Source organism: Amycolatopsis lexingtonensis (assembly GCF_014873755.1).
GTDB classification, from domain to species: domain Bacteria; phylum Actinomycetota; class Actinomycetes; order Mycobacteriales; family Pseudonocardiaceae; genus Amycolatopsis; species Amycolatopsis lexingtonensis.
Genome location: NZ_JADBEG010000001.1, coordinates 6257253 through 6281235, shown reverse-complemented (window position 1 = coordinate 6281235; position 23983 = coordinate 6257253). Strand labels below are relative to the sequence as shown.

Sequence of the window (23983 nt, the reverse complement as noted above, 5' to 3'; positions counted from 1 at the left end):
ACGCAACCAACGCCACATTGGGGCGCTGGGGGTCAGCGGCCCGCCGGGGTCACGTTCAGCATCATCCCGGCCAGGCCGCGGGCCCGGACCGAGAGCTTCTTCGCGACGTCGCTCAGCACCACCGACGCGGGCGCTTCCGGCTCCGACAGCACGATCGGCGTGCCCGCATCGCCCTGGGCGACCACGCGCGGGTCCATCGGGACCTGGCCGAGCAGCGGGACCTCGGAGCCGATCGACTTCGTCAGCGAATCGGCCACCCTCTGGCCGCCGCCGGCACCGAAGATCTCGAGCCGGGAGCCGTCGGCCTGCTCCAGCCACGACATGTTCTCGATGACGCCCGCCACGCGCTGGCGCGTCTGCAGCGCGATCGCGCCCGCGCGCTCGGCCACCTCGGCCGCCGCCTGCTGGGGGGTGGTGACCACCAGGATCTCCGCGTTCGGGATCAGCTGGGCCACCGAGATCGCGATGTCGCCGGTGCCCGGCGGCAGGTCCAGCAGCAGGATGTCCAGGTCGCCCCAGAATACGTCGGCCAGGAACTGCTGCAGCGCGCGGTGCAGCATCGGCCCGCGCCACACCACTGGCGTGTTGCCCGGGGTGAACATGCCGATCGAGATCACCTTCACGCCGTGGGACTGCGGCGGCATGATCATCGTGTCGACCTTGGTCGGCTTCTCGCGCGCGCCCAGCATGCGGGGGATCGAGTGGCCGTAGATGTCCGCGTCCACGACGCCGACCGACAGCCCGCGCGCGGCCATCGCCGCGGCCAGGTTCACCGTGACCGACGACTTGCCGACGCCGCCCTTGCCCGAGGCCACGCAGTACACGCGGGTCATCGAGCCCGGCTGCGCGAACGGGATCACCGGCTCGGCCGCGTCCCCGCGCAGCGACTTCCGCAGCTCGGAGCGCTGCTCGTCGCTCATGACGTCCAGCTCGACGCGCACGTCGACGACGCCGGGGAGCTTCGAGACGGCTTCCTTCGTGTCGTTGGTCAGCGTCGCCTTCAGCGGGCAGCCCGCGACCGTCAGGTAGATCCCGACCGTCACGACGCCGTCGTCGCCGACGACCACGTCCTTGACCATCCCCAGGTCCGTGATGGGTTTCCGGATCTCCGGGTCTTGCACGCTCTTCAGCGCGCTGCGGACGTCGTCGACGCTGGGGAGCTGCTGAGTACTGGTCACCCCACCCATGTTACGAGCTGGTAGGAGTGCGGCTCGGCTTGGCCTTCCTGGGCTGGACGTCGAGGTCCTCCCGCAGCCGGTCCAGCTCGCTGCGCAGGTAGTCCCGTGTCGCCACCTCGCCGATCGCGAGGCGCAGCGCCGCCAGCTCCCTGGCCAGGTACTCCGTGTCGGCTTTCGTCTGGGTCGCCCGGTTCCGGTCCTCCTCGAGGGAGACGCGGTCGCGGTCGTCCTGGCGGTTCTGCGCGAGCAGGATCAGCGGTGCCGCGTACGCCGCCTGCGTCGAAAACGCCAGGTTGAGCAGGATGAACGGGTACGGGTCCCACTGGAGCGACACCGCCGTGATGTTCAGCACGACCCAGACGATCACGATCAGCGTCTGCCAGAACAGGTACTTGCCGGTGCCGAGGAACCGCGCCAGCCGTTCGGACAGCCGGCCGAAGGTGTCCGGGTCGATGTTCAGCCTGAACCGGTTCTGGCCGCGGGGCTGGTCGAGCCGCCGTCCCGGAGTCAGCTCAGGCACGGTCTTCCTCCAACGTGTCGTGCAGGCCGGTCTCGCGCCAGTCTTCCGGCAGCAGGTGGTCGAGGACGTCGTCGACGGTCACCGCGCCGATCAGGTGGTCCTCGGCGTCGATGACCGGCCCGCAGGTCAGGTTGTAGGCCGCGAAGTACCGCGTGACCTCGGCCAGCGACGCGCCCGGTTTCAGCGGCGGCAGCCCGGTGTCCACGGCGCTGGCCACGAGCTCCGCCGGCGGCTCGCGCAGGAGCCGCTGGAAGTGGACGACGCCGACGTACCGCCCGGTCGGCGTCGCGGTCGGCGGGCGGCAGACGAACACCATGCTGGCCAGCGCCGGTGGCAGGTCGGCGTTGCGGATGTGGGCCAGCGCTTCGGCGATCGTCGTGTCCGGGGTCAGCACCACCGGCTCCGGCGTCATCAAGCCGCCCGCGGTGTCGGACGAGTACTCCAGCAGCCGCTTGACCGGCGCGGACTCCTCCGGCTCCATCAGTTCCAGCAGCCGGCTCTGGTCGGCCGGGGCGAGCTCGGCCAGCAGGTCGGCCGCGTCGTCGGGGTTCATCGCCTCCAGGACGTCGGCCGCGCGCTCCTCGGCCAGGTAGGCCAGCAGCTCCTTCTGGTCGTCGTCCGGCAGTTCCTCGATGACGTCGGCGAGGCGCTCGTCGTCCATCGCGTCGGCGACCTCGTGGCGCCGCTTGAGCGGCAGGTCGCGCACGGTCGCGGCGATGTCGGCCGGGCGCATGGTGTCGAACAGCATGAGCAGCTGGCCGGCGCCCTGGGGCTGCGCCCCGAGGTCGGCGAGGCCCAGCCCGGCGACCTCCGACCACGGCAGCACCTGCATCGCGGAGCGGCGGCGGCCCAGTCCCACCCGCCGTTCCCGGATGGCCAGCTTGGCCAGCACCCAGTCACGGGTGCGGGTCGGCTCCATCCCGGCGTCGACGACGGTGATCCGGGTGCCGGACGCGGTCAGGGCGGCGTGCGCGTCGAGCAGCTGGCCGAGCACCAGGACCTCGTTGGGCCGCTGGACGAACTGGCGCATGTTGACCGAGCCGGTGGCGAGCGTCACGGCGGTCGGCTCGATCGCGGTGACCCGCAGCATCGGCACGAAGACGCGCCGCCGCGTGCTCAGCTCGACGACCAGGCCGAGGATCCGCGGCGGCTGCGCGTCCAGCCGCAGCCCCGCCACCAGGTCGCGGACCCGGCCGATCGACTCGCCGTCCGGCCCGAATACCGGCAGACCGGACAGCTGAGCTGCGAAAACCCTGTTGACCGCGGCCATGGGGCTGACACTATCGGCTGGCCGCCCAGGGGGCGATTTCCGCCACTGTGACGAAGGCCGGGTCGTCGCTGTCCTCACCGGTCTCGGTGAGCTCCTCGACCATCCAGATCCAGTTCTGCACGGCTCGCACGAGCGTCCAGGCGCGCGCCTTCGAAGCGTCCAGCTCGTGCGAAGCGACGATCAGCGCGAACCGTTCGTCCAGTGTGGACTCGGTGAAGCGGTTCCAGAACAACGGGATCACGCCCCACTCGAGGTCGCCCGCCAGCGGCTTGGGGTCGATGACCAGCCACGGCTCGCGCGTGCCCGCGAGGACGTTCTCGAAGTGCAGGTCCTCGTTCACGAGCAGCTCACCCGCGTCCGGCCCGAGTTCGCGGCAGATCGCGACGGCGTCGTCGACCAGCCGTTTCTCGATCGGCTCGCCGAGCTCGGCCCACCGGCGGGGGAGCTCCTCGGCGAGGCGGGCGGCTTCGTCGCTCAGCCGCCGCCGCATCGACGACGGCGCGGGGACGGCGAGCCGCCGGGCCAGCTCGCCGATCAGGGGTATCGCTTCGCGCAGCGGGAGGTCGTCGAGGGTCCGGCCGGCGTCGAGCCGTTCGAGCAGCAGGACGCCGTCCTCCGGCGCGGAGTCCAGCAGCAGCACCGCGCCCCGACCGGCCCATGTGGACAGTGCGAGCGGCTCGTCGGCCGACTCTTCGTCGCGCCAGCCGAGCTTCAGCACCACCGGCGTGCCGTCGGGCAGCCGCGCGGGCTGCGCCAGGCCGACGTAGCCGTGCATCGCCTCGCCCTCGAACGTCAGGCCCCACTCGCGCGCGTACCGGGCGGCGAGCCGGGGCAGGTCCGCCAGCCACGGGACGGCGTCGGGGCCGAGGACCCGGGGCGCGCGGGCGGCGAACAGCGGGGGCACGCGAAGCTCGGTCACCTCCCCAGCCTGGCAGTCCCGTCCAGCGCGTTTCCCCGGCGTCGTGGCGGGCGTACGCTGGGTTTTCAGGGGAAAACGCAACCCCGGGAGCAGCCATGGTGGTGGAGATCCTCAGCGCCGTCGTCGTCGCGGGCGGAGCCTGGCTCGCGGCCAGTGTGCGCGTCGTGAAGCAGTACGAACGCGGGCTCGTCTTCCGGTTCGGCCGGGTGCGGGCGAAGGTGCGGGAACCGGGACTGGCGTTGCTGGTGCCGTTCGCGGACCGGATCCAGAAGGTCAACATGCAGATCATCACCATGCCGATCCCGGCCCAGGACGGCATCACCCGCGACAACGTCACCGTCCGGGTCGACGCGGTCGTCTACTTCAAGGTCATCGACCCGGTCGTCGCGGCGGTCAACGTGCAGGACTACCGGTCGGCGGTCGGCCAGGTCGCGCAGACGTCGCTGCGCTCGATCATCGGCAAGAGCGACCTCGACGACCTGCTCTCCAACCGCGAGCGGCTCAACGAGGGCCTGGAGCTGATGATCGACAGCCCCGCGCTGGACTGGGGCATCCACATCGACCGCGTCGAGATCAAGGACGTCGCGCTGCCGGAGGCGATGAAGCGCTCGATGTCGCGGCAGGCCGAGGCGGAGCGGGAACGGCGAGCGCGCGTCATCTCCGCCGACGGCGAGCTGCAGGCGTCGCACAAGCTCGCGCAGGCCGCGGCGACGATGGCAGATACCCCTTCGGCGTTGCAGCTGCGGTTGCTGGAAACCGTCGTGCAGGTGTCGGCGGAGAAGAACTCGACGCTGGTGCTGCCGTTCCCGGTGGAGCTGCTGCGGTTCCTCGACGCCCAGACGCCGAAGCCCGCGCCGCCGGAACCGCCGGCCGAGGCGAAGCCGGAGGTGAACGGCCACGCGACCCCGGCGCCGCGCAGCCCGGGCGACGCGGTGCTGCCGGACTAGGTCAGCTGCCCGTTCGCGCCCAGGATGATGAAGGTGGTCAAGAACCCGACCCAGAGCGCGATGACGACGTAGCCGACGATCACGGCGGCCGTGGCCAAGCCGCGGCCGCCCGCTTCGCCGCGGTTCGTCTTGCTCAGCGCGATGTGGCCCATGACCAGCCCGGCGATCGCCGTGACGAAGGAACAGAAGCCGAGGATCGAGCAGACCAGCGCGCCGATCGCCAGCGCGTTGTCCTGCCCGCGGGCCGAGGTCCCGTACGGCTGCGGGTACTGCGGCGGCGTCACGTACGACGGATACTGCGGGTACGGCTGCTGCGGGTAGCCGGGCGGTGCGTACACCGGCTGGGGCTGGCCGGGCGCGGCGTAGGGCGTGCCGGGGATGTACGCGGCCGGCGTCTCGAACGAGCCCGGCGGCAACGGAGCGGGTTGCTCCGGTGCGGCGGCGGCCGCGGTGTCCGCGACGCTGGTGTCCGCCGTGTCCGCGACCGTGGTGTCGGCGATCGTGGCGTCGCCCGCGGGCGGGTCGTACTCCGCCGGCGCGTAGGACGGCGGTTCCGCGGGGGGCGGCGGGTCGTAGGCCACGGTCGGATCGGCGGCCGGACGGTCGGTGTCCTTGTCCCCGGACGGGTCGGTCATGAAGGGTCCCCTCGGTGCGTGCGGGAAGCCAAGGCTAGCGCCAGCCGCTGAACGCGCCGATGCCGATGAAGAGGGCGAACAGCCCGATGTTCAGCGCGACCGCGCAGTAGCCGATGATGATCCCCGCCAGCGCGATGCCCTGGCCGTCGGCGATGCCGCGCTTGGCCTTGCCGTAGGCGATGTGGCCCATGATGATGCCCGCGATGCCGACGACGAAGCACAGGACGAGCCCGAGGATCGAGCAGACCAGCGACCCGACCGCGAGGCCCGAACCCTCTTGGGGCTGCTGCATCCCGCCGGGGTAGCCCGGGTAGCCGGGGTACTGCGGGTAACCGGGCTGCTGCTGGTAGCCGTACTGCTGGCCGTACGGGTTGTTCGGGTCCTGCGGATAAGTCATGGTGCTCCCCTCCGGGCCGCACTCTACGGCGGGAATCGTGAGCGCCCTCATAGCAGGGTCCGGCTTTTCGGGTCATACTCACCGGTAACCCAGCGCCGGGAGCGGCGTCGTATTCCGGAAAGGGAGCCGTGATGGCCCGTCTCGCCCAGACCGCCGGCCTCACCGACGTGCAGTCGGAGATCCTCGCGACCGTCCGCCAGTTCGTGGACAAGGAGGTCATCCCGCACGCCCAGGAGCTCGAGCACTCCGACACGTACCCGGCGGACATCGTCGAGGGCATGAAGGAGATGGGCCTGTTCGGGATCACGATCCCGGAGGAGTACGGCGGGCTCGGCGAGTCGCTGCTGACGTACGCGCTGGTCGTCGAGGAGATCGCGCGGGGCTGGATGAGCGTGTCCGGCGTGATCAACACCCACTTCATCGTGGCGCACATGATCTCCCGCCACGGCACCGAAGCGCAGAAGCAGCACTTCCTCCCGCGGATGGCCACCGGCGAGGTCCGCGGCTCGTTCTCGATGTCGGAGCCGGACCTCGGCTCGGACGTCGCCGCGATCAAGACCAAGGCGAAGAAGACCGGCGACGGCTACGTCATCGACGGCTCGAAGATGTGGCTGACCAACGGCGGCTCGTCGAACCTGATCGCGCTGCTGGTCAAGACCGACGAAGGGGCCGAGAAGGCCCACCAGAACCTGACGACGTTCCTGGTCGAGAAGCCGGAGGGCTTCGGCGAGGTGGCGCCCGGCCTGACCATCCCGGGCAAGATCGACAAGATGGGCTACAAGGGCGTCGACACGACCGAAGCGGTCTTCGACGGCTACGAGATCGGCGCGGACATGGTCCTCGGCGAGGCGCCCGGCAAGGGCTTCGCGTACATGATGGACGGTGTCGAGGTCGGCCGCGTGAACGTCGCGGCGCGGGCGTGCGGCATCGCGATCCGCGCGTTCGAGCTGGCGGTGGAGTACGCCCAGCAGCGCAAGACGTTCGGCAAGGCGATCGCCGAGCACCAGGCCGTGGCGTTCAAGCTGGCCGAGATGGCGACGAAGGTCGAAGCGGCCCACCTGATGATGGTGAACGCGGCGCGCCTGAAGGATTCGGGCGAGCGCAACGACGTCGAGGCCGGCATGGCGAAGCTGATCGCTTCGGAGTACTGCGCGGAGGTCACGCAGGACGCGTTCCGCATCCACGGCGGCTACGGGTACTCGAAGGAGTACGAGATCGAGCGCCTGATGCGCGAGGCACCGTTCCTGCTGATCGGCGAGGGCACGAGCGAGATCCAGAAGACGATCATCAGCCGGGGTCTGCTGCGCGAATACAAGTCCCGGTCCTGAGGCCGCCACTTTCATAGGGAAAGATGCGCGGGAGGGGGCTTCCCGCGCATCTTTCCTACCGAAAGTGCGAAGCGACTTGTCGACATGGGGAAGCGTCCGGCCTTTCGGGGTAAGCGGCTCGCACGGCCCGGGCGTTCTTGACAAGATGGACGCCCGAGACCACGAGTGCGCAGGTGATGATGGTGAGTAGTCCCTTCGGCGGGAACCGGGCGCCCGGCAACCTGCCACGGCTGCCGACTCCGCCGACCGGCTGGCCGATCGGGTCGTACGCGACCTACGGCGAGGCGCAGCAGGCCGTCGACTTCCTCGCCGACAGCGAGTTCTCCGTCTCCGACGTCACCATCGTCGGCGTCGACCTGATGCTGGTCGAACGCGTCATCGGGAAGCTGTCCTGGGGGCGCGTGCTCGGCACCGGCGCCGTGTCCGGCGCCTGGTTCGGCCTGTTCGCCGGGCTGCTGCTCGGGCTGTTCGTCAACCAGGGCTTCGCGCTGCAGCTGCTCACCGGGCTGGTGCTCGGCGTGCTGTCCGGGCTGATGTTCGCCGCCATCGGGTACAGCATGTCGCGGGGACGGCGGGACTTCTCCTCGGCGAGCCAGCTCGTCGCCGGCCGGTACGACGTGCTGTGCCAGCCGCGTTCCGCCGAACAGGGGCGCGAATTGCTCGCCAAGCTCGCGCTCAAGCCGAACCCCTAAGCGCGAACCCCCTAGAACTCCGCCTCTACCAGCGAAAAATCACGATTCGGCGCGCGGTGGGCTGAATCGTTACCGATACTGCTTGCGGGGTGTGATCGCCCGGCATAAGTTGTCCGACACCAGTCGGGCGGCCTCGCCCAACCAGCGCGGCGGCCCGAGCACTAGCACGTCGGGGTGCTGGCGCGGTTCGCCTCATCGCGTCGCGGTGCCCACCGGGTACCGCGGTAACCGGCGTGCACGCGGGTGAGGAGGCCTTATGGGGAAGAGGATCGGCGCGGGCGAACGGGGACGCTCGCCCGGCCGTGCCGCGGTCCTGCTGGGGGCAGGGGCATTGGTGACCGGTCTGCTGGCCGGTTGCGGATCGGGCGGTGGACTGAAGATCAACGTCTACTACGCGCCCGAGGACAGCTTCCAGAAAGTCGTCGACAACTGCAACCAGGCGGCGGGCGGCCGCTACGAAATCGTCTACAACAAACTGCAACGCGGCGCGGACGACCAGCGCCTGCAGATGGCCCGGCGGCTCGCCGCGGGTGACGACGCGATGGACGTCCTCGGCTTGGACGTGACCTGGGTTTCGGAGTTCGCCGAAGCCGGCTGGGTCGAGGAGTGGAAGGGCCAGGACAAGGCCGAGGCGACGCAGGGCGTCCTGGAAGGGCCGCTGGAGACGGCCACCTACAACGGGAAGCTCTACGCGGCCACGAAGAACACCAACGTCCAGCTGCTCTGGTACGACGACCGGATCACGCCGTCGCCACCGAAGACGTGGCAGGAGATGATCGCGAAGTCGAAGGAGCTGAAGGCGCAGGGCAAGCCGTACAGCATCGTCTTCACCGGCGCGCAGTACGAAGGCCTCGTCGTCTTCTACAACACGCTGGTCAACTCGATGGGCGGCCACATCCTCTCCGAGGACGGCAAGTCCGTCGTCCTGGACGACGGCGCCGTGCAAGCGCTCTCCCTGCTCAAGGAGGTCACGTCCTCGGGCATCACGGACCCGTCGCTGACCAACTCCAAGGAGGACGACGTCCGGCAGGCGTTCCAGCGCGGTGACGCCGCCTTCGAGCTCAACTGGCCGTTCGTCTACGCCTCCTACGCCAAGGAGAAGCCGAAGGACGTCTCGCACATGAAGTGGGCCGTCTACCCCGAGGCGAAGGCGGGCACGCCGGCCAAGACCACGATCGGCGGGTACGACCTCGCCGTCAGCTCGCTGTCGGCGCACAAGCCCGAGGCGTTCGAAGCGGCGCTGTGCCTGCGCAACGCGGAGAACCAGAAGTTCTCGGCGATCAACGACGGCGTCCCGCCGACCATCGAATCGGTGTACCACGACGACACGCCGCTCGACGCGTCGAAGCCGGCGAGCGCCGACAACCCGAACATGGCGCTCAAGTACCCGATGCGGGACGCGATCATCAAGGCCATCAAGGACTCCGCGGTGCGGCCGCTGACCCCGGCCTACCAGAACATGTCGACGGTGATGTCCAAGGTGCTCTCCCCGCCGTCCGCCATCGATCCGAAGGCCACCGCGGACAAGCTGCGCGATCAGCTCAACGACGCGCTCCAGTCGAAGGGAGTGATCCCGTGACCGTCCAGGACCCGACCACGGCGGGGGCCACGGCCGCCGAACCCGTGTCCCACAAGAAGGGCAAGCCCGCGCTGTCCGAAGGGAAGAAGGCCGAGCGGCGGCTCGGGCTCTGGCTGTGCGCGCCCGCGTTCATCGTGATGATCGCGGTCACCGGCTACCCGATCCTCTACTCGATCTGGCTTTCGCTGCAGCGCTACGACCTCAGGTTCCCGGCGCAGCAGGAGTTCGTCGGCTTCGACAACTACGGGGCCGTGCTGTCCAATTCGTACTGGTGGACCGCGTTCGGCACCACGATGTTCCTCACCGTGGTGTCGGTGGCGATCGAGTTCGTCCTCGGCATGGCGCTGGCGCTGGTGATGCACCGGACGCTCGTGGGGCGCGGGCTGGTGCGCACGGTCGCGCTGATCCCGTACGGCATCGTCACGGTCGTCGCGGCGTTCTCGTGGTACTACGCGTGGACGCCGAAGACCGGCTACCTGGCGAACTGGCTGGCCGCCGACGCGGCACCGCTCACCCAGCAGTGGCCGTCGCTGTTCATCATCATCGGCGCCGAGGTGTGGAAGACCACGCCGTTCATGGCGCTGCTGCTGATGGCGGGCCTGGCCCTGGTGCCGGACGACCTGCTCAAGGCCGCCGCGATGGACGGCGCGAGCGCGTGGCAGCGGTTCACCAAGGTGATGCTGCCGGTGATGAAGCCGGCGATCCTGGTGGCGCTGCTGTTCCGCACGCTGGACGCGTTCCGCATCTTCGACAACATCTACGTGCTCACCTCGGGCGCGCAGGACACCGGGTCGGTCTCCATGCAGACCTACAACAACCTGGTCAAGGGGCTCAACCTCGGGATCGGGTCGACGATGGCGGTGCTGATCTTCATCACCGTGGCGATCATCGCCTTCATCTTCATCAAGGTGTTCGGCACGGCCGCACCGGGTTCGGACGACGGGGGTAAGCGCTGATGGTGATGGGAACCGTCACGACGGGCCGCAAAGTCAGGTGGGGCCTGGTCGACATCCTCGTGCTGGTGTTCGCGCTGGTGCCGGTGCTCTGGGTGGTTTCGCTGTCGTTCAAGACCAAGGACACGCTGACCGACGGGAACTTCATCCCGCGGTCGTGGACCTGGCAGAACTACGCGGACATCTTCCAGACGTCGGAGTTCCTGCTGGCGCTGGTCAACTCCATCGGCATCGCGATCATCTCGACGGTGATCGCGGTGGTGCTGGGCACGATGGCCGCGTACGCGATCGCGCGGCTGGAGTTCCCCGGCAAGCAGCTGCTGGTCGGGCTTTCGCTGCTGATCGCGATGTTCCCGCAGGTGTCGCTGGTGACGCCGCTGTTCAACATCGAGCGGAACCTGGCGCTGTTCGACACGTGGCCGGGGCTGATCCTGCCCTACATCACGTTCGCGCTGCCGCTGTCGATCTACACGCTCTCGGCGTTCTTCCGGGAAATCCCGTGGGAGCTGGAAAAAGCGGCGAAGATGGACGGCGCCACGCCGGCCCAGGCCTTCCGGAAGGTGATCGCGCCGCTGGCCGCGCCGGGCGTGTTCACCACGGCGATCCTGGTGTTCATCTTCTGCTGGAACGACTTCCTGTTCGCCATCTCGCTGACGTCGACCACGGCGTCGCGCACGGTGCCGGCGGCGCTGTCGTTCTTCACCGGGTCCTCGCAGTTCGAGGACCCGACCGGGCAGGTGAGCGCGGCGGCCGTCGTGATCACCATCCCGATCATTGTGTTCGTGTTGTTCTTCCAGCGTCGCATCGTGGCGGGGCTGACCTCCGGTGCGGTGAAGGGGTAGCGCTATGGCAGAGATCGTGCTCGACAAGGTGTCGAAGAAGTACCCCGACGGCGCCCTCGCCGTGTCCGAAGTGGACATCACCATCGCCGACGGCGAGTTCATCATCCTGGTCGGCCCGTCCGGCTGCGGGAAGTCGACGACGCTGAACATGGTCGCCGGCCTGGAGGACATCTCCTCGGGTGAGCTGCGCATCGACGGCAAGCGCGTCAACGAGAAGGCCCCGAAGGACCGGGACATCGCGATGGTGTTCCAGTCCTACGCGCTCTACCCGCACATGAGCGTGCGGGAGAACATGGCCTTCCCGCTGCGGCTGGCCAAAGTGGACGACAAGACGGTGCGGGCGAAGGTCGAAGAGGCGGCGACGATCCTCGACCTGACCGCGCACCTGGACCGCAAGCCGGCCAACCTCTCCGGTGGCCAGCGCCAGCGCGTCGCGATGGGCCGGGCGATCGTCCGCAACCCCAAGGCGTTCCTGATGGACGAGCCGCTGTCCAACCTGGACGCCAAGCTGCGCGGCCAGATGCGGACGTCGGTGTCGAAGATCCAGAAGCAGCTCGGCACCACGACGCTGTACGTGACGCACGACCAGACCGAGGCCATGACCCTCGGCGACCGGGTCGTCGTGCTGCGGGCCGGGTACGTGCAGCAGATCGGCTCGCCGCAGTTCCTCTACGACAACCCGGCGAACCTGTTCGTGGCCGGGTTCATCGGCTCCCCGTCGATGAACTTCGTCCCGGCGACGCTGGAGAACAACGAGCTGCACAGCGCGCTGGGCACGACCCCGCTGACCGACCGCGTCCGCCGGCTGGTGGAGCGCGCCGACGCCCCGCGCGAGCTGATCGTCGGCATCCGGCCGGAGCACTTCGAGGACGCGTCGCTGGTGGAGGCCGGCCAGAAGGCCGGTGGCGCCACCTTCACCGCGCACATCGACGTGCTCGAGTCGATGGGGTCGGAGAAGTTCGCCCACTTCACGCTGGAGGGCGAGGTCGCCACCGCCGAGGAGCTGGCCGAGCTGGCGGCCGACAGCGGTTCGTCCGACGTCCCGGGCGCCGAGTCCCAGATCGTGGCCCGCCTGTCGGCCGAGTCGGGCGCGAGGGAGAACGCGGACGTCGAGGTCTGGTACGACGCGGACAAGATCAAGCTGTTCGACCCCTCGAACGGCAAGAACCTGACGTACGAGGACTGACCCGCAAGTCCGTGAATGCCACATTGAGAGACCTAAAGTCCCTCAATGTGGCATTCACGGCGTTTCAGGGCGTCGGGAGCCGCGGGAGGATCGACGCCGCGGCGGTGCGGGCCAGTGCGCAGGTGGCGTCGTTCGCCGTGCCCGCCGTCTCCACCACGCTGATCTCGGCCAGCTCGCGGCGGCCCGGCAGGCCCGGCGCCGGCTGGGTGGTGTCGACCAGGCAGAACGCGCCCGCGGTCCGGACCCGGGCCGGGCGGCCGCCCAGGTTTTCCGGTGGGGCGGCGGGTTCCGTCGTCTCGACCGTCAGCGCGAGGCTGACCTTGCCGCGGATGCAGCTGTGCCCGGACAGGCCGGTCGTCGGCCGGCTGCCCGGGCCGGCGGCGGCGTCGAGGTCGTGGTTGTCGAGCAGCACACACGGCGCCACCCGGCCCCACGAGCGGTCCGGGAACGTCAGCCTGCCGACCTTGCCCGCGGTAATGGCGGTCAGCGCCGAACCGACGGTGGCGTCCGCGACACCGCAGCGGCCCGCCTGGTCGCTCCCGGTGTCGGTGACCGACAGGTCGATCCGGTTGCCGTCGGCGAAGGTGATCGCGCGGGTGCACGCGCTGCGGTCGTTGAACATCGACTGCTGGATCGCCACGCCGTCGGGCACCGGGCCGGGGTAGTCGTAGGGCTTGATGTTCGGGTCGGAGTCGAACGCCAGCGGCCCGAGCCGGATCGTCTGCGCGCCGCGCGCGGCCTGGCAGCTCTCGAACGTCGGCACGGCGACCGCGCCGGGCGCCACCCGGGCCACGTCCAGGAGGCTGCAGTAGTCGACCGTGCCGAAGTCGCCGAGCGCGGCGGACGCCGTCAGCGGCGACGGGCCGGAGTGGTCGGGCGCCGCCTGCGTCGTCGAGCACGCCGCGGCGAGCAGGGCGCAGAACATCGCGACGGCCAAGCTTTTCCAACGCGGGTACACGGGGTGCAAGTATCACCACATCCGCCGGAAAAACCAGCCCTGACGGGGACATCTCTCAGTATTTTCGGCACCGGCGGTCGCGAACCCGCAGTTCAGGCGGATTTGCCGCCGGGCGAACAAGTTTTGCCGGACTTACGAATGATTTTCGGCTTTGCCGTCCCCTAAGGGAGCGATCCTTCCTGCGAGCGATGCGGTGGCGGGCGGAACGGTGGTGAAGTGGGTTCATCGGAACTTCGAGGAAAAGGAAACGACGATGAGCGCACCGGTCACCCGCCGCCTGTCCCGCCCCCGCCACGGCCGCATGCTCGGCGGCGTCTGCGCGGGCCTCGCGCAGCGGTGGGGCATGAAGCCCGGCACGGTCCGGCTGCTGGCCGTGCTTTCCTGCCTGCTGCCCGGGCCGCAGTTCGTGGCGTACCTGATCCTGTGGGCGGTCATCCCGTCCGAGTGAGGCGCCGCAGCGGGGGCCTGCGGTGTCCTGAATGACTCATTCAGGACCTCCGAAGACCTGAATGAGTCATTCAAGACGTCGGCGAAGCCGGCCAGGCGACCCCCGCGTCAGGGGCGCCAGCAGGTCATGGCCTCGTCGACCTCGTCCACCCCGAGCGGCGGGCGGGGCAGCTTCGACGGCTTGCCGGGCTCCGCGCGCAGCCCGTCGAGCAGCATCGCGAGGCAGCGGCGCCACAGGTCCGGTTCCACCGCGGACGTGAACTCGATCACCGAGCCGATCATCATGTGCACCAGCGGGGTGTCCGTCGGGGAGAAGTCGGGGCGCAGGCCGCCCGCCCGCTGGGCCCGTTCGACGAGCTGTGTGATCAACGGCACCAGGCGGGCTTTTTCCTCGGCGACGTGCTCGTGGCCGAACTTGTTGGACAGCATGATCTCGCGCAGCCCGCGGTCGCCCGAGTGAAGCTCGATCGACTTCCAGGTGAAGTCCACGAACGCCTGCCACGCGTCTTCGGCCTTCAGCGCTTTCTCGGCGAGGTCGCCGATTTCCTCCATGCGCTCGGCGAACATGGCCTCGACCAGGTGTTCCTTGCTGGGGAACCGGCGGTAGACCGTGCCGACGCCGAGGCCGGCGTGGTGCGCGATGTCGTCCAGCGTGGCCTCGAGCCCGCGCTGGCCGAACACCACGCGGGCCGACGCCAGGATGCGACGGCGGTTGAGTTCAGCGTCACGCCGCAGCGGCCGCGCCGGTGCGGCGGGACCAGCGTCCCGTGCCATACCGGCCAGTCTAGCTCGTCAAGTAGAGGCACCCTCTCCGGTTTGTGTGTACCTTGGGTCGCGTAAGGGGAGATACCTACTCCACATAGCTTCCTGATCACTCCCAGTGAGGGGACACCCATGTCCGAATCCACTCTCGCCGTCGCGCCGCCGGGGGACGCGCGCGCCGCCGAGAACCCCCACCACAGCCGTAGATGGCTGATCCTGGTGATGATCGGCATCGCGCAGCTGATGGTCGTGCTGGACGCGACCGTCGTGAACATCGCGCTGCCGTCGGCCCAGGTCGACCTGGGGTTCTCCAACGACGCGCGCCAATGGGTCGTCACCGCGTACGCGCTCGCGTTCGGCAGCCTGCTGCTGCTCGGCGGGCGGCTCGCGGACCTCTTCGGCCGCAAGAACGCGTTCCTGGTCGGCCTCGCCGGCTTCGCCGCGGTGTCCGCGCTCGGGGGCGCGGCCGCCAACATCGAGATGCTGCTGATCGCGCGCGCCGCGCAGGGTGTGTTCGGCGCGCTGCTCGCGCCGGCCGCGCTTTCGCTGCTGACCACGACGTTCACCGACCCGAAGGAGCGCGGCCGCGCGTTCGGCGTCTTCGGTGCCATCGGCGGTGGCGGCGCGGCGATCGGCCTGCTGCTCGGCGGCGTGCTGACCGAGTACCTCGACTGGCGCTGGTGCATGTTCGTCAACATCATCTTCGCCGTCGTGGCCTTCGTCGGCGGCTCGTTCCTGCTCCGCCGCCAGGAGTCCGACGGCCCGCGCCCGAAGCTCGACCTGCCCGGCACGATCACCGCGTCCGCCGGCCTGTTCGCCCTGGTCTACGGCTTCGCGAACGCGGAATCCGACTCGTGGTCGTCGGTCTCGGTGTGGGGCTTCCTCACCGCCGGTGTGGTGCTGCTGGGCGCGTTCGTGTGGCTGCAGCAGCGCGTCTCGCACCCGCTGCTCCCGCTGCGCGTGCTGCTCGACCGCAACCGCGGCGGCTCGTACCTGGCGATGTTCCTGCTCGCCATCGGCATGTTCGCGATCTTCCTGTTCCTGACGTTCTACGTGCAGCAGAACCTGCAGTTCACGCCGATCGAGAGCGGCGTCGGCTTCCTGCCGATGGTCGCCACCCTGATGCTGTCCGCGACAACGGCGACGGCCGTGCTGTTGCCGCGGTTCGGCCCGCGGCCGCTCGTCCCGACCGGCCTGGCGATCGCCGCCGTCGGCCTGTTCTGGCTGAGCGGCATCGGCCTCGAGAGCACCTACGCCTCCGGCGTGCTCGGCCCGCTGCTGGTGATGGGCTTCGGCATCGGCCTGGCGATGGCGCCGGCGATGAGCGTCGCGACCTTCGGGGTCGAAGCGCACGACGCGGGGGTCGCGTCGGCCGCGGTCAACACGATGCAGCAGGTCGGCGGTTCGATCGGCACGGCGCTGCTGTCGACGCTGGCCGGCAACGCGGCCACGGCGTACCTCGCGGGCAAGGTCCCGACCCCGCAGCTGGCGGCCGAGGCCTCGATCGAGAGCTACACGACGGCGTTCACCTGGGCGGCCGTGATCTTCGCGGTCGGCGCGGTGCTCAGCGGCCTGCTGCTGCGCCCGGGCGTCCCGAAGGGCGAAGCCGCTCCCGGCGCCGTCCACATGTGAGACCCGCCGGCGCGGGCCTTCGGGGGGCCCGCGCCGGCGGCGCGTCAGGTGACCAGGCCGTGGCGGTAGGCGTAGACGACCGCCTGCACGCGGTCGCGCAGGTCGAGCTTGGTGAGGATGCGGGAGACGAAGGTCTTCACGGTTTCCGGGCTGATGAAGAGTTTCCCGGCGATTTCGGCGTTCGAGAGGCCGTCCGCGATCAGGCGGAGCACCTCCAGTTCCCGAGGCGTCAGCGGGTGCTCGGGCAGGGTGCCGGCGGGCCGGATCCGGGCAGCGTGCCGTCCCACGAGCCGGCGCGTCACCTCCGGGTCGAGCAGCGCCGCGCCGGTGGCCACGGTCCGGATGCCGTGCAGCAGGTGCTCCGGCGGCGCGTCCTTGAGCAGGAACCCGCTCGCCCCCGCGCGCAGGGCCTCGTAGACGTACTCGTCGAGGTTGAACGTCGTCAGCACGAGCACCTTGACCGGGTGCGCGACGCCGGGCCCGGCCAGCAGGCGGGTGGCTTCGATGCCGTCGAGCACCGGCATCCGCACGTCCATCACCACGACGTCCGGGCGCAGCCGGCCGGCGAGCTCGACCGCGGCCTTCCCGTCCCCGCACTCGCCCGCGACCTCGAAGTCCGGCTGCGCGCCGATGATCGTCACCAGCCCGGTGCGGATCAGCATCTGGTCGTCGCAGACCAGGACCCGGATCGGCGCGGTCACGCCCGGGTCCCGGTGGGGATCCGGGCGCGCACGACGAACGCGGCGCCGTGCCGTCCCGCGCTGAAGTCGCCGCCCAGGACGCCGACCCGTTCGCGGAGCCCGGCCAGGCCGCGCCCGCTCCCGCCGGGCGACTCGCTGCCCGGGCCTTCCGTGCCGACCGCCACTTCGATCTCCTGTTCGCCGTGGCGCACCCGCACCGAGGTGCGGCTGCCGCGGGCGTGCTTGAGCGCGTTCGTCAAAGCTTCCTGCACGACCCGGTAGGCCACGAGGTCGGCGCTGCCGGCGGCGTCGGACGGCGTGCCCTCCTCGGCGAACTCCACCGGCTGCCCGGCCTCGATCGCGTGGTCCACGAGCGCGCGGAGCCCGCCCGCCGGCGGCGTGATTTCGGGACCGTGGTCCGGGTTGAGCAGGTCCAGCAGGTGCCGCAGGTCGGCGATGGCCCGGCGGCCGGTGCCGGTGATCGCGGTCAGCGACTCGCCGAGGCGCTCGGGAGCGGCGGTCAGGTACCGGGCCGCTTCGGCCTGCACGACCATCGCCGTCACGTGGTGGGTGACGACGTCGTGGAGTTCGCGGGCGATGCGGGCGCGTTCGGCGGCGCGGGTGTCCTCGGCGACGCGGCGGCGGCGTTCGGTCTCGGCGGTGCGGGTGGCGCGCAGCCACGCCCCGATGCCCCAGGCGAACACCAGCAGCAGGTAGAACGTGACGAACTCTTCGACCGGCTCCGTGCCGAGCCGGAAGAGGACGACCGCCAGCGGGACGTACGCGACGGAGAACAGCACCGCTGTGACCCGCCGCCGCGACTCCAGGTGGGTGCCCGCGCTCATCAGCGCGACGGCCAGTGCCGCGCCCGAGACCGAGTGGTAGCCGCGGAGCTGGTCGACGGCGAACCCGAGCGACACCAGCGTGAGGCACAGGGCGGGCCACCGCCGCCGGAGGGCCAGCGGGAGGCATTCGAACCCGACGGCCACGAAGGCCAGCGCGTCGAAGGGGCGTTGCGGGAGGCCGCCGAGCTGCGTCCCGTGGCTCTGGACCGCCGGCAGGAACGCGGCCGCCAGGAAGAGCAGCCCGAGCGGGAAGTCCCGCGCGGTGACGTCCCAGCGGCGCCACCGCTTCAGGAACCGCTCGATCACCGGGAAAGTGTAGTGACGGCGTCGACCCGCTCGGCGCCCCCGCGGGGCACCAGGGTGCCGCGACGGCGGGCCAGCCACAGGAACACGCCCGTCCCCAGGAGGCAGAACAGCAGCGAGTACAGGCTGCCTTCCGGGCCGAACGCGCCGCCGGTGACGGCGACCGGGCCCGACGTCACGGCGTCCAGCAGGCCCTGCGGGGTGCCGTTGCCCGAAACCTCCGTGCCGAACAGGCCGGCCGCGGCGAAGTTCCAGCCGAAGTGCACGCCGATCGGCACCCAGAGCTTGCGCGTGGCGACGTACGCGGCGGTCAGCAGGCCGCCGGCCTCGATCGCGATGGCGAGGGCGCCCCACAGCGTCGCGTGCTCGTTGAACAGGTGCGAAAGCCCGAACAGCACCGCGGTCAGCACCAGGGCGATCCAGGTGCCGGTGCGCTCCTCGATGATCCGGAACAGCACGCCGCGGAAGAGCAGTTCCTCCGTCACCGCGGCGGCGGCCATGAAGCCGAGCAGCCCCACCGCGCCGGTCACCGTGCCCCAGCCGCGGACCTCGTAGTCCCCGAGGAGCGCGATGTTCGCGATGACGAACGAGAACAGCGCGACCCCGACCAGCGCTCCCCAGCCCAGCCCGGTCGCCGGCCTGGCCAGTTCCGTGACCGGGCGCTGCTCGGTCCGCCGTACCACCCACCGGTACACCACGACCGCGAGGACGGCGGTCAGCGCACCGAGGACGAGGGTGAGCCACGGGTTCCCGGCCACCACGTTGACGGCTTGGCCACCGAGGAACGCGATCGCCGCGACGGCCAGCAACTGCCAGAGCAGCCTCATCAGAACTCCTTCGCCGATTCCGCGGCCGATGTGCCGCGACTGCGAAGAACGCTAGGGATCCGGCGGCCCGGAATCGTCCCCGCGCGGTGGACACCCGCGCGTAGCTCGCACGGGGGACGCTTGAACCTTTCCGGCCCTTCGCGCACTAGTTAAGACTGAGGAACGGGCGAAGGAGGCCGGGTGGGGGCGTCGAGAGACCTCGATTTCAGCGAATACTTCGCCGCGCGGGTCCAGCGGTTCCGCCGGGTGGCGTTCGCCCTGTGCGGTGACTGGCACGGCGCGGAGGACCTCGTGCAGGCGATGTTCGTCCAGCTGTACCGCCGCTGGCGCCGGGTGCGGCCGGACACCGCCGACGCCTACGCGCGCCGCGTCCTGCTGAACCTCTTCTTGGCCGGGCGGAAGAAATCCGGGCGCGAGTACGTGACGTCGTCGCCGCCCGAAGCGGCGTCGCCACCGGGCCGCGACACCCCGCTGCGCCTCGACGTCGAGCGGGCGCTGGCCGGGCTGACGCCGAGGCAGCGCGCGATGGTCGTGCTGCGGTTCCTGGAGGACCTGCCGGTGGCCGAAGTGGCGGCGCTGCTGCGCGTGGCGGAAGGCACGGTCAAGTCCCAGACGGCCCGCGGCGTCGAAGCCCTGCGCGCGGCCCTGCCGGCGCCGACGAGCGAGGAGTGGTGATGGAAGACGTCCGGTCCCTGCTGGCGGCGTACGTGACCGAAGACGAACCCCCGATCGGCCTGTCGGGAGACGCGGTCCTTTCGGCGGCGCGGCTGTCGCGCCGCCGTCACCTCCTCACGGGAGCGGCGGCACTGGCCGTGGTGGTCCTCGCGCTGACGCTGGCGGTGGTGGTCCTGCCGCACCGGGGTCAGGTGGCGGACGCTCCGTGCCCCACGGCGTCCGGCACGCGGGAGGCGCTGGTCGACCGGCTCAGCTGCGTGGTGGGTCGCGCCGTGCGCTCGCTGCTGGCTCCGGACGTGCGGATCACGCGGCTGACGATCCCGGGGGAGACCCCGCCGGCGGACCCGTTCCGCCTGATCGCCGACCCGGCCGGGGATGAGCCGCGGGAAGCGTTGTTCCACATGGGGGTCCGGGTGACGGACGCGTCGGGCTCCGGTTCGGTCTACGTCCTGATGCTGCCGGGCAACGCGGGCGGCCCGCCGTGCGGCGAGCCGGAAGAGGTTTCGTGCCGCTCGGAACAGACGTCCGCCGGCGGCCTGATGCTGTCGACGCTGCGCTCGGGCGACGTCGTGACCCACCGGGTGACGCGGTCCGGGACGGGCTTCCTCGTGCAGTTCTGGTCGAACAACAGCGGGGTGCTGGCGCAGTCGGGGGTGCGGTTGCCGGGCCAGCGCCCGGAACCGACGTTGACGGAGGCCCAGGTGCGGCAGCTGGCGCTGACTCCCGGCCTGGACTTCTGAGGCCGGCCCCAAGCGCCCCAATGTGGCGTTCGGTGCGTCAGACGCACCGAACGCCACATTGGGTGCGTTGGACGCAACCAACGCCACATTGGGGCGCTTCTAGTGCCGCCGGGACCGCAGCGTCTCGATGACCTCGTCGTCCCAGCGGTGGGTCCGGATCAGCCGGTAGCGCTCCGCCGCCACCCACATGTACGCCTCGGCGTCCGTGCGGTCGCCGATCAGGCCGGCCTGGCGCAGCATCGCCACCACCGGGCCGAACTCTTCGTCGAACCAGCGCTGCGCCACGCTCGCGCGGTCGCAGAACTTGCCTTCGTCCTGCATCAGCCGGAAGCCCCACGCCTCCACGTGCTCGCCCAGCCGCGCGTAGTCCCACGGGTCCGACACGATCACCGACGCCCGGGCGTGGCCCGTCAGCGGAACCCGCTCGAGGAACAGGCGCCGGTAGTCCTTGACGATCAGGTCGCCGCGGTGGCGGATGCCGCTCGGGTCCAGCTTGGTCCGGACCACCGTCACCGCGGCCTCTATTGTGGACAGTCCCTGCGCGATCGCGACCGAAACCCGGTGGTGGCCGTCGATGATGAAGTGCAGCTCGCCGACGCGGTACACCTCGATCGGCGGGATCTCCTCGCCGCGGCGCGCGGCCAGCGCCAGGCGTTCCCAGCGTTCGCGGACGCGGGCCGACGTCGGGCGGAAGCGGCGGTCGAAGTCGCGGCTGCGGTCGACCGTGCCGACGATCGAGTCCAGCTTGATCACCCGCAGCCCGATCCGGTGCTCGCCGAGGTAGCCGAGCGCCTCCACGACTTCGTGGAACGGCAGCATGATGTTGACGTCGTCCGGCTCGCGGCGCAGCCACGTCGAAAGCCGGGAAAGCACCTGGCCCCGGCGCGCGCGGAGGAAGTCGTTTTCCGCGTCGGCGCGGGGGAATCCCGTCTCTTTCATGCGAACTCCATGATCCGGTGGCCCACCACGTTGCGGATCCGGGTGCCGCCGACGACCCGGTCCGGCACCGGCTCGCCGTGGGGGTGGATGTGCCCGTGCAACAGCCACTTCGGTCGCAGCGCCTCGATCGTCCGGTGCAGGCACGCGAACCCGCGGTGCGGCGGGTCCGGCCGGTCGCCGAGGTCCAGCGGCGGCGAGTGCGTCAGCAGGATGTCGACGTCACGGCCGTCGCGGCGCCGCCGCCACTTCGCGCGCCGCACCAGGCCGCGGGCCCGGCGCGCCTGCTGGCGCTGCGTCCACTGGTTCGGCCCGTCGTTGTAGCGGATCGAGCCGCCCAGCCCGGCGAACCGCAGGCCGGCGACGTCGACGACCCGGCCGTCCGCGTTGACGCCGCCCGCCGGACCGGGCCAGACCGTCGGGAAACCGTCCTTCATGGACAGCCCGCCGTAGCGGGTGTAGCCGCTCAGGTCCGGGTCGTGGTTGCCGGGCACGAACACGCACGGCACGTCGAGCGCGCCGGCCAGGAACGCGAGGTAGTCGTAGGGGAGGTCGCCGGCGCCGATGACCAGGTCGACGGAGACGGCGCGGACCGCGTCGGTCCACAGCCGCTCGTCGACCTCGTCGGAGACCACCAGCGCTTTCGGCACGCACCCAGGGTACGACTTCCGGGCGTCACTTCATCCCGTGCGCGAACCCCGGGTCGGCGACGATGACGAAAGTGATGACGACGATCCAGAGCACGCTGAGCGCGAGCGCCCAGAACTTGAGGTTGGACAGCATCCGAGGCATCACGAATTCTCCTGCACTGATTCCGGTGAAAGAAAGGGGACCTAGAGCCAGCCGTTCTTCCGGAATATTCGGTACAGCAACAGGCAGATGCCGAGGATCACGGTGATCACCAGCGGGTACCCGAACTTCCAGTGCAGCTCGGGCAGGTAGTCGAAGTTCATCCCGTAGATGCCCGCGATCATCGTCGGCACGGTGATGATCGCCGCCCACGACGTGATCTTGCGCATGTCGGTGTTCTGCTGCAAGGAGATCTTCGCGACCGTCGCGTCGACCAGAGTGGACAGCAGTTCGTCGAACGCCGCCACCCGTTCGGACACGGTCGTGAGGTGGTCGGCGACGTCGCGGAAGTAGGAGCGGACCTCGTCCGGCACCAGCCGCGTGTAGCCCTCGGCCAGGCGCTGCACCGGCGTCGCGAGCGGCATCACCGCGCGCCGCAGCTCGAGGACCTCCCGCTTCATCAGGTAGATCTGCTCGGCGCTGATCTGCGACCGGGGCGCGAAGACCTGCGCCTCCATGACGTCGATGTCGTTCTCGATCCGGCCCGTGACGTCGAGGTAGTGGTCGACGACGTGGTCGGCGATCGCGTGCACGACCGCGGCCGGGCCGAGCTGCAGGCGCTCGGGGTCGTCGTCCAGCTCCCGGCGCAGCCGCGCCAGTCCCGAGTGGTTCCCGTGCCGCACGGTGATGACGAAGTCGCGGCCGAGGAACACCATGAGCTCGCCGGTTTCGACGATCTCGTTCGCCGTTGTGGGTGATTCGTGTTCGACGTACCGGACGGTTTTCACGACGAGGAACAGCGTGTCGTCGTAGCGCTCGAGCTTCGGCCGCTGATGCGCTTCGAGCGCGTCCTCGACCGCCAGCTCGTGCAGCCCGAACGTGTCGGCGACGCCCTGGATCTGCTCGGCGTCCGGCTCGTGCAGCCCGATCCAGACGAACCCCTCGTGCCGCTTCCGGACCTCTTTGATGGCTTCGGTGTGGGTCCAGCGGCCGGGCAGGCGTTCGCCGGCGACGTAGACCGCGCAGTCGACGACGTACGCGGACAGCGGCACCGGGACCGGCCGCACGGGGACAGCGCCCTTGTTGCCGCGGCCGCGAAGGCCGCCGAGCGAGGGAATGGCAGGCATGGGATCTCCTGGGCGTCGTGCGTGGTCGTGCGAGACGACTGACCAGGGGCGGACCGCGTCCGCCCGGCGACACCAGCGTTCCCGGGGGGTGTGAGAAGGCCTACCTGGAGACGACCCGTGAGGTGGGAACGCTGGGACTACTAGGGAGCGGACTATCGCCACTGCTCATCGGGTTCCTCACCTCCTTCGGGCCGGGTGCAGAGTGGTGGGGCTCGCGTTGACGCGCGAGAACCGATGGTTGAGGGTACTCCTCACTACGGATGCGTGTCGTACCCGCCTCACGCGGTGTTACGCGGGACAGGAGATGACGAGTGCAGTTCGGTCGGTACTACGAGGAGTTCGAGGTCGGTGCGGTCTACAAGCACTGGCCGGGCAAAACGGTCACCGAATACGACGACCACCTGTTCTGCCTGATCACCATGAACCACCACCCGCTGCACCTGGACGCGCACTACGCCGAAGAGACGACCGACTTCGGCAAGAACGTCGTGGTGGGGAACTACGTCTACTCGCTGCTGCTGGGCATGTCCGTGCCCGACGTCTCCGGCAAGGCCATCGCGAACCTCGAGGTCGAGTCCCTCAAGCACGTCAAGCCGACGTTCCACGGCGACACCATCTACGGCGAGACCGAGGTGCTCGACAAGACGCCGTCGAAGTCGAAGGACGACCGCGGCGTCGTGTACGTCGAGACGCGCGGTTACAAGCAGGACGGCCTGATCGTGTGCACCTTCCGGCGGAAGGTGATGGTGCCGAAGCGCTCGTACGGGGAAACTCGGGGCGGGGAGCAGCCGGGCCGGCCGGTGCCGCACGAATGAG

General features: G+C 70.1%; 26 protein-coding genes. 12 read left to right on the top strand and 14 right to left on the bottom strand.

The window, feature by feature from the left end; all coding sequences use genetic code 11:
- Positions 1–32: 32 nt before the first annotated feature.
- Genes H4696_RS28310 through H4696_RS28295 form a run of 4 tightly spaced genes read right to left on the bottom strand, consistent with a single transcriptional unit; the run spans position 33 to position 3887 of the window.
- Positions 33–1178 (bottom strand): P-loop NTPase, encoded by a 1146-nt coding sequence (locus H4696_RS28310; RefSeq protein ID WP_192782582.1) that lies wholly within the window; start codon positions 1176–1178, stop codon positions 33–35.
- A 10-nt stretch (positions 1179–1188) separates the two neighbouring features.
- Positions 1189–1698: a DUF1003 domain-containing protein gene (locus tag H4696_RS28305; RefSeq protein ID WP_192782581.1), complete on the bottom strand. Its 510-nt coding sequence runs from the start codon at positions 1696–1698 to the stop codon at positions 1189–1191.
- Positions 1691–2968: a magnesium transporter MgtE N-terminal domain-containing protein gene (locus H4696_RS28300; RefSeq protein ID WP_192782580.1), complete on the bottom strand. Its 1278-nt coding sequence runs from the start codon at positions 2966–2968 to the stop codon at positions 1691–1693. Before H4696_RS28300 ends, H4696_RS28305 begins: the two co-directional genes overlap by 8 nt.
- 10 nt (positions 2969–2978) lie before the next feature.
- A complete protein-coding gene (locus tag H4696_RS28295; protein WP_192782579.1) occupies positions 2979–3887 on the bottom strand; it encodes an aminoglycoside phosphotransferase family protein in 909 nt (302 codons plus the stop codon).
- 95 nt (positions 3888–3982) lie between these two features.
- Between H4696_RS28295 and H4696_RS28290 the strand changes: the two genes are divergently transcribed.
- Entirely contained in the window at positions 3983–4834 is an 852-nt protein-coding gene (locus H4696_RS28290; protein ID WP_086858871.1) for a slipin family protein, read from the top strand.
- On the opposite strand, the gene H4696_RS28285 is transcribed toward H4696_RS28290, so the two are convergent.
- Both H4696_RS28285 and H4696_RS28280 read right to left on the bottom strand, forming a co-directional pair.
- Positions 4831–5469 carry a DUF4190 domain-containing protein gene (locus H4696_RS28285; RefSeq protein ID WP_086858872.1) on the bottom strand — a complete coding sequence of 213 codons (639 nt, stop codon included), beginning with the start codon at positions 5467–5469 and terminating at the stop codon, positions 4831–4833. The genes H4696_RS28290 and H4696_RS28285 overlap by 4 nt on opposite strands.
- 34 nt (positions 5470–5503) lie before the next feature.
- Positions 5504–5866 (bottom strand): DUF4190 domain-containing protein, encoded by a 363-nt coding sequence (locus H4696_RS28280; protein ID WP_086858873.1) that lies wholly within the window; start codon positions 5864–5866, stop codon positions 5504–5506.
- Between the two features lie 131 nt (positions 5867–5997).
- Here H4696_RS28280 and H4696_RS28275 point away from each other — a divergent pair, with 131 nt between their 5' ends.
- From H4696_RS28275 to H4696_RS28250, 6 genes are all read left to right on the top strand, one after another.
- Positions 5998–7194 carry an acyl-CoA dehydrogenase family protein gene (locus H4696_RS28275; protein ID WP_086858874.1) on the top strand — a complete coding sequence of 399 codons (1197 nt, stop codon included), beginning with the start codon at positions 5998–6000 and terminating at the stop codon, positions 7192–7194.
- Between the two features lie 176 nt (positions 7195–7370).
- Entirely contained in the window at positions 7371–7886 is a 516-nt protein-coding gene (locus H4696_RS28270; RefSeq protein ID WP_163046823.1) for a YflT domain-containing protein, read from the top strand.
- Between the two features lie 256 nt (positions 7887–8142).
- Positions 8143–9465, top strand: coding sequence for an ABC transporter substrate-binding protein (locus H4696_RS28265; RefSeq protein ID WP_086858876.1), 1323 nt, complete (start codon positions 8143–8145; stop codon positions 9463–9465).
- Positions 9462–10421 (top strand): carbohydrate ABC transporter permease, encoded by a 960-nt coding sequence (locus H4696_RS28260; protein WP_086858877.1) that lies wholly within the window; start codon positions 9462–9464, stop codon positions 10419–10421. The genes H4696_RS28265 and H4696_RS28260 overlap by 4 nt, the downstream gene beginning before the upstream one ends.
- Positions 10421–11260: a carbohydrate ABC transporter permease gene (locus tag H4696_RS28255; protein WP_086858878.1), complete on the top strand. Its 840-nt coding sequence runs from the start codon at positions 10421–10423 to the stop codon at positions 11258–11260. The genes H4696_RS28260 and H4696_RS28255 overlap by 1 nt, the downstream gene beginning before the upstream one ends.
- Positions 11261–11264: 4 nt before the next feature.
- Positions 11265–12446, top strand: a complete 1182-nt coding sequence (locus tag H4696_RS28250; RefSeq protein ID WP_086858879.1) for an ABC transporter ATP-binding protein — start codon at positions 11265–11267, stop codon at positions 12444–12446.
- Positions 12447–12510: 64 nt separating this feature from the next.
- Here the strand turns inward: H4696_RS28250 and H4696_RS28245 are convergent, their stop codons facing one another.
- Positions 12511–13383: a hypothetical protein gene (locus H4696_RS28245; protein ID WP_420831515.1), complete on the bottom strand. Its 873-nt coding sequence runs from the start codon at positions 13381–13383 to the stop codon at positions 12511–12513.
- Between the two features lie 274 nt (positions 13384–13657).
- On the opposite strand from H4696_RS28245, the gene H4696_RS28240 reads away from it, so the two are divergent.
- On the top strand, positions 13658–13852 hold the full coding sequence (locus tag H4696_RS28240; protein ID WP_086858888.1) for a PspC domain-containing protein: 195 nt from the start codon (positions 13658–13660) through the stop codon (positions 13850–13852).
- Positions 13853–13959: 107 nt separating this feature from the next.
- Here the strand turns inward: H4696_RS28240 and H4696_RS28235 are convergent, their stop codons facing one another.
- Positions 13960–14625, bottom strand: coding sequence for a TetR/AcrR family transcriptional regulator (locus H4696_RS28235; protein ID WP_086858880.1), 666 nt, complete (start codon positions 14623–14625; stop codon positions 13960–13962).
- Positions 14626–14745: 120 nt separating this feature from the next.
- Between H4696_RS28235 and H4696_RS28230 the strand changes: the two genes are divergently transcribed.
- Positions 14746–16245: an MFS transporter gene (locus tag H4696_RS28230; RefSeq protein ID WP_086858881.1), complete on the top strand. Its 1500-nt coding sequence runs from the start codon at positions 14746–14748 to the stop codon at positions 16243–16245.
- A 44-nt stretch (positions 16246–16289) separates the two neighbouring features.
- Here H4696_RS28230 and H4696_RS28225 read toward each other — a convergent pair whose 3' ends face one another.
- The 3 genes from H4696_RS28225 to H4696_RS28215 are packed head-to-tail and all read right to left on the bottom strand — an operon-like array spanning position 16290 to position 18900.
- The gene (locus H4696_RS28225) at positions 16290–16946 is read right to left on the bottom strand and encodes a response regulator (RefSeq protein ID WP_086858882.1); all 657 of its coding nucleotides are present in this window, start codon (positions 16944–16946) and stop codon (positions 16290–16292) included.
- Positions 16943–18076: a sensor histidine kinase gene (locus H4696_RS28220; RefSeq protein WP_086858883.1), complete on the bottom strand. Its 1134-nt coding sequence runs from the start codon at positions 18074–18076 to the stop codon at positions 16943–16945. The genes H4696_RS28225 and H4696_RS28220 overlap by 4 nt, the downstream gene beginning before the upstream one ends.
- Complete coding sequence (locus H4696_RS28215) at positions 18073–18900, bottom strand: CPBP family intramembrane glutamic endopeptidase (protein WP_086858884.1); 828 nt, start codon at positions 18898–18900, stop codon at positions 18073–18075. Before H4696_RS28215 ends, H4696_RS28220 begins: the two co-directional genes overlap by 4 nt.
- Before the next feature lie 180 nt (positions 18901–19080).
- Between H4696_RS28215 and H4696_RS28210 the strand changes: the two genes are divergently transcribed.
- Positions 19081–19575, top strand: a complete 495-nt coding sequence (locus H4696_RS28210) for a SigE family RNA polymerase sigma factor (protein WP_086858885.1) — start codon at positions 19081–19083, stop codon at positions 19573–19575.
- On the top strand, positions 19575–20315 hold the full coding sequence (locus H4696_RS28205) for a hypothetical protein (RefSeq protein ID WP_086858886.1): 741 nt from the start codon (positions 19575–19577) through the stop codon (positions 20313–20315). Before H4696_RS28210 ends, H4696_RS28205 begins: the two co-directional genes overlap by 1 nt.
- Positions 20316–20414: 99 nt before the next feature.
- On the opposite strand, the gene H4696_RS28200 is transcribed toward H4696_RS28205, so the two are convergent.
- The 3 genes from H4696_RS28200 to corA form a co-directional block, all read right to left on the bottom strand.
- Complete coding sequence (locus tag H4696_RS28200; RefSeq protein WP_086857204.1) at positions 20415–21254, bottom strand: chromosome partitioning protein ParB; 840 nt, start codon at positions 21252–21254, stop codon at positions 20415–20417.
- Positions 21251–21901 (bottom strand): metallophosphoesterase family protein, encoded by a 651-nt coding sequence (locus H4696_RS28195; RefSeq protein WP_086857203.1) that lies wholly within the window; start codon positions 21899–21901, stop codon positions 21251–21253. The genes H4696_RS28200 and H4696_RS28195 overlap by 4 nt, the downstream gene beginning before the upstream one ends.
- A 183-nt stretch (positions 21902–22084) precedes the next feature.
- The gene (gene corA / locus H4696_RS28190; protein ID WP_086857202.1) at positions 22085–23167 is read right to left on the bottom strand and encodes a magnesium/cobalt transporter CorA; all 1083 of its coding nucleotides are present in this window, start codon (positions 23165–23167) and stop codon (positions 22085–22087) included.
- A 311-nt stretch (positions 23168–23478) separates the two neighbouring features.
- Between corA and H4696_RS28185 the strand changes: the two genes are divergently transcribed.
- The gene (locus H4696_RS28185; RefSeq protein ID WP_013223004.1) at positions 23479–23982 is read left to right on the top strand and encodes a MaoC family dehydratase; all 504 of its coding nucleotides are present in this window, start codon (positions 23479–23481) and stop codon (positions 23980–23982) included.
- Position 23983 lies beyond the last annotated feature (1 nt).

Coding starts and splice junctions, on each gene's coding strand:
- H4696_RS28200 (WP_086857204.1), bottom strand. CDS start 21,254: ATGAAAGAGACGGGATTCCCCCGCGCCGACGCGGAAAACGACTTCCTC.
- H4696_RS28300 (WP_192782580.1), bottom strand. CDS start 2,968: ATGGCCGCGGTCAACAGGGTTTTCGCAGCTCAGCTGTCCGGTCTGCCG.
- H4696_RS28250 (WP_086858879.1), top strand. CDS start 11,265: ATGGCAGAGATCGTGCTCGACAAGGTGTCGAAGAAGTACCCCGACGGC.
- H4696_RS28290 (WP_086858871.1), top strand. CDS start 3,983: ATGGTGGTGGAGATCCTCAGCGCCGTCGTCGTCGCGGGCGGAGCCTGG.
- H4696_RS28230 (WP_086858881.1), top strand. CDS start 14,746: ATGTCCGAATCCACTCTCGCCGTCGCGCCGCCGGGGGACGCGCGCGCC.
- H4696_RS28280 (WP_086858873.1), bottom strand. CDS start 5,866: ATGACTTATCCGCAGGACCCGAACAACCCGTACGGCCAGCAGTACGGC.
- H4696_RS28215 (WP_086858884.1), bottom strand. CDS start 18,900: ATGAGGCTGCTCTGGCAGTTGCTGGCCGTCGCGGCGATCGCGTTCCTC.
- H4696_RS28270 (WP_163046823.1), top strand. CDS start 7,371: ATGATGGTGAGTAGTCCCTTCGGCGGGAACCGGGCGCCCGGCAACCTG.
- H4696_RS28205 (WP_086858886.1), top strand. CDS start 19,575: ATGGAAGACGTCCGGTCCCTGCTGGCGGCGTACGTGACCGAAGACGAA.
- H4696_RS28255 (WP_086858878.1), top strand. CDS start 10,421: ATGGTGATGGGAACCGTCACGACGGGCCGCAAAGTCAGGTGGGGCCTG.
- H4696_RS28235 (WP_086858880.1), bottom strand. CDS start 14,625: ATGGCACGGGACGCTGGTCCCGCCGCACCGGCGCGGCCGCTGCGGCGT.
- corA (WP_086857202.1), bottom strand. CDS start 23,167: ATGCCTGCCATTCCCTCGCTCGGCGGCCTTCGCGGCCGCGGCAACAAG.
- H4696_RS28275 (WP_086858874.1), top strand. CDS start 5,998: ATGGCCCGTCTCGCCCAGACCGCCGGCCTCACCGACGTGCAGTCGGAG.
- H4696_RS28285 (WP_086858872.1), bottom strand. CDS start 5,469: ATGACCGACCCGTCCGGGGACAAGGACACCGACCGTCCGGCCGCCGAT.
- H4696_RS28240 (WP_086858888.1), top strand. CDS start 13,658: ATGAGCGCACCGGTCACCCGCCGCCTGTCCCGCCCCCGCCACGGCCGC.
- H4696_RS28265 (WP_086858876.1), top strand. CDS start 8,143: ATGGGGAAGAGGATCGGCGCGGGCGAACGGGGACGCTCGCCCGGCCGT.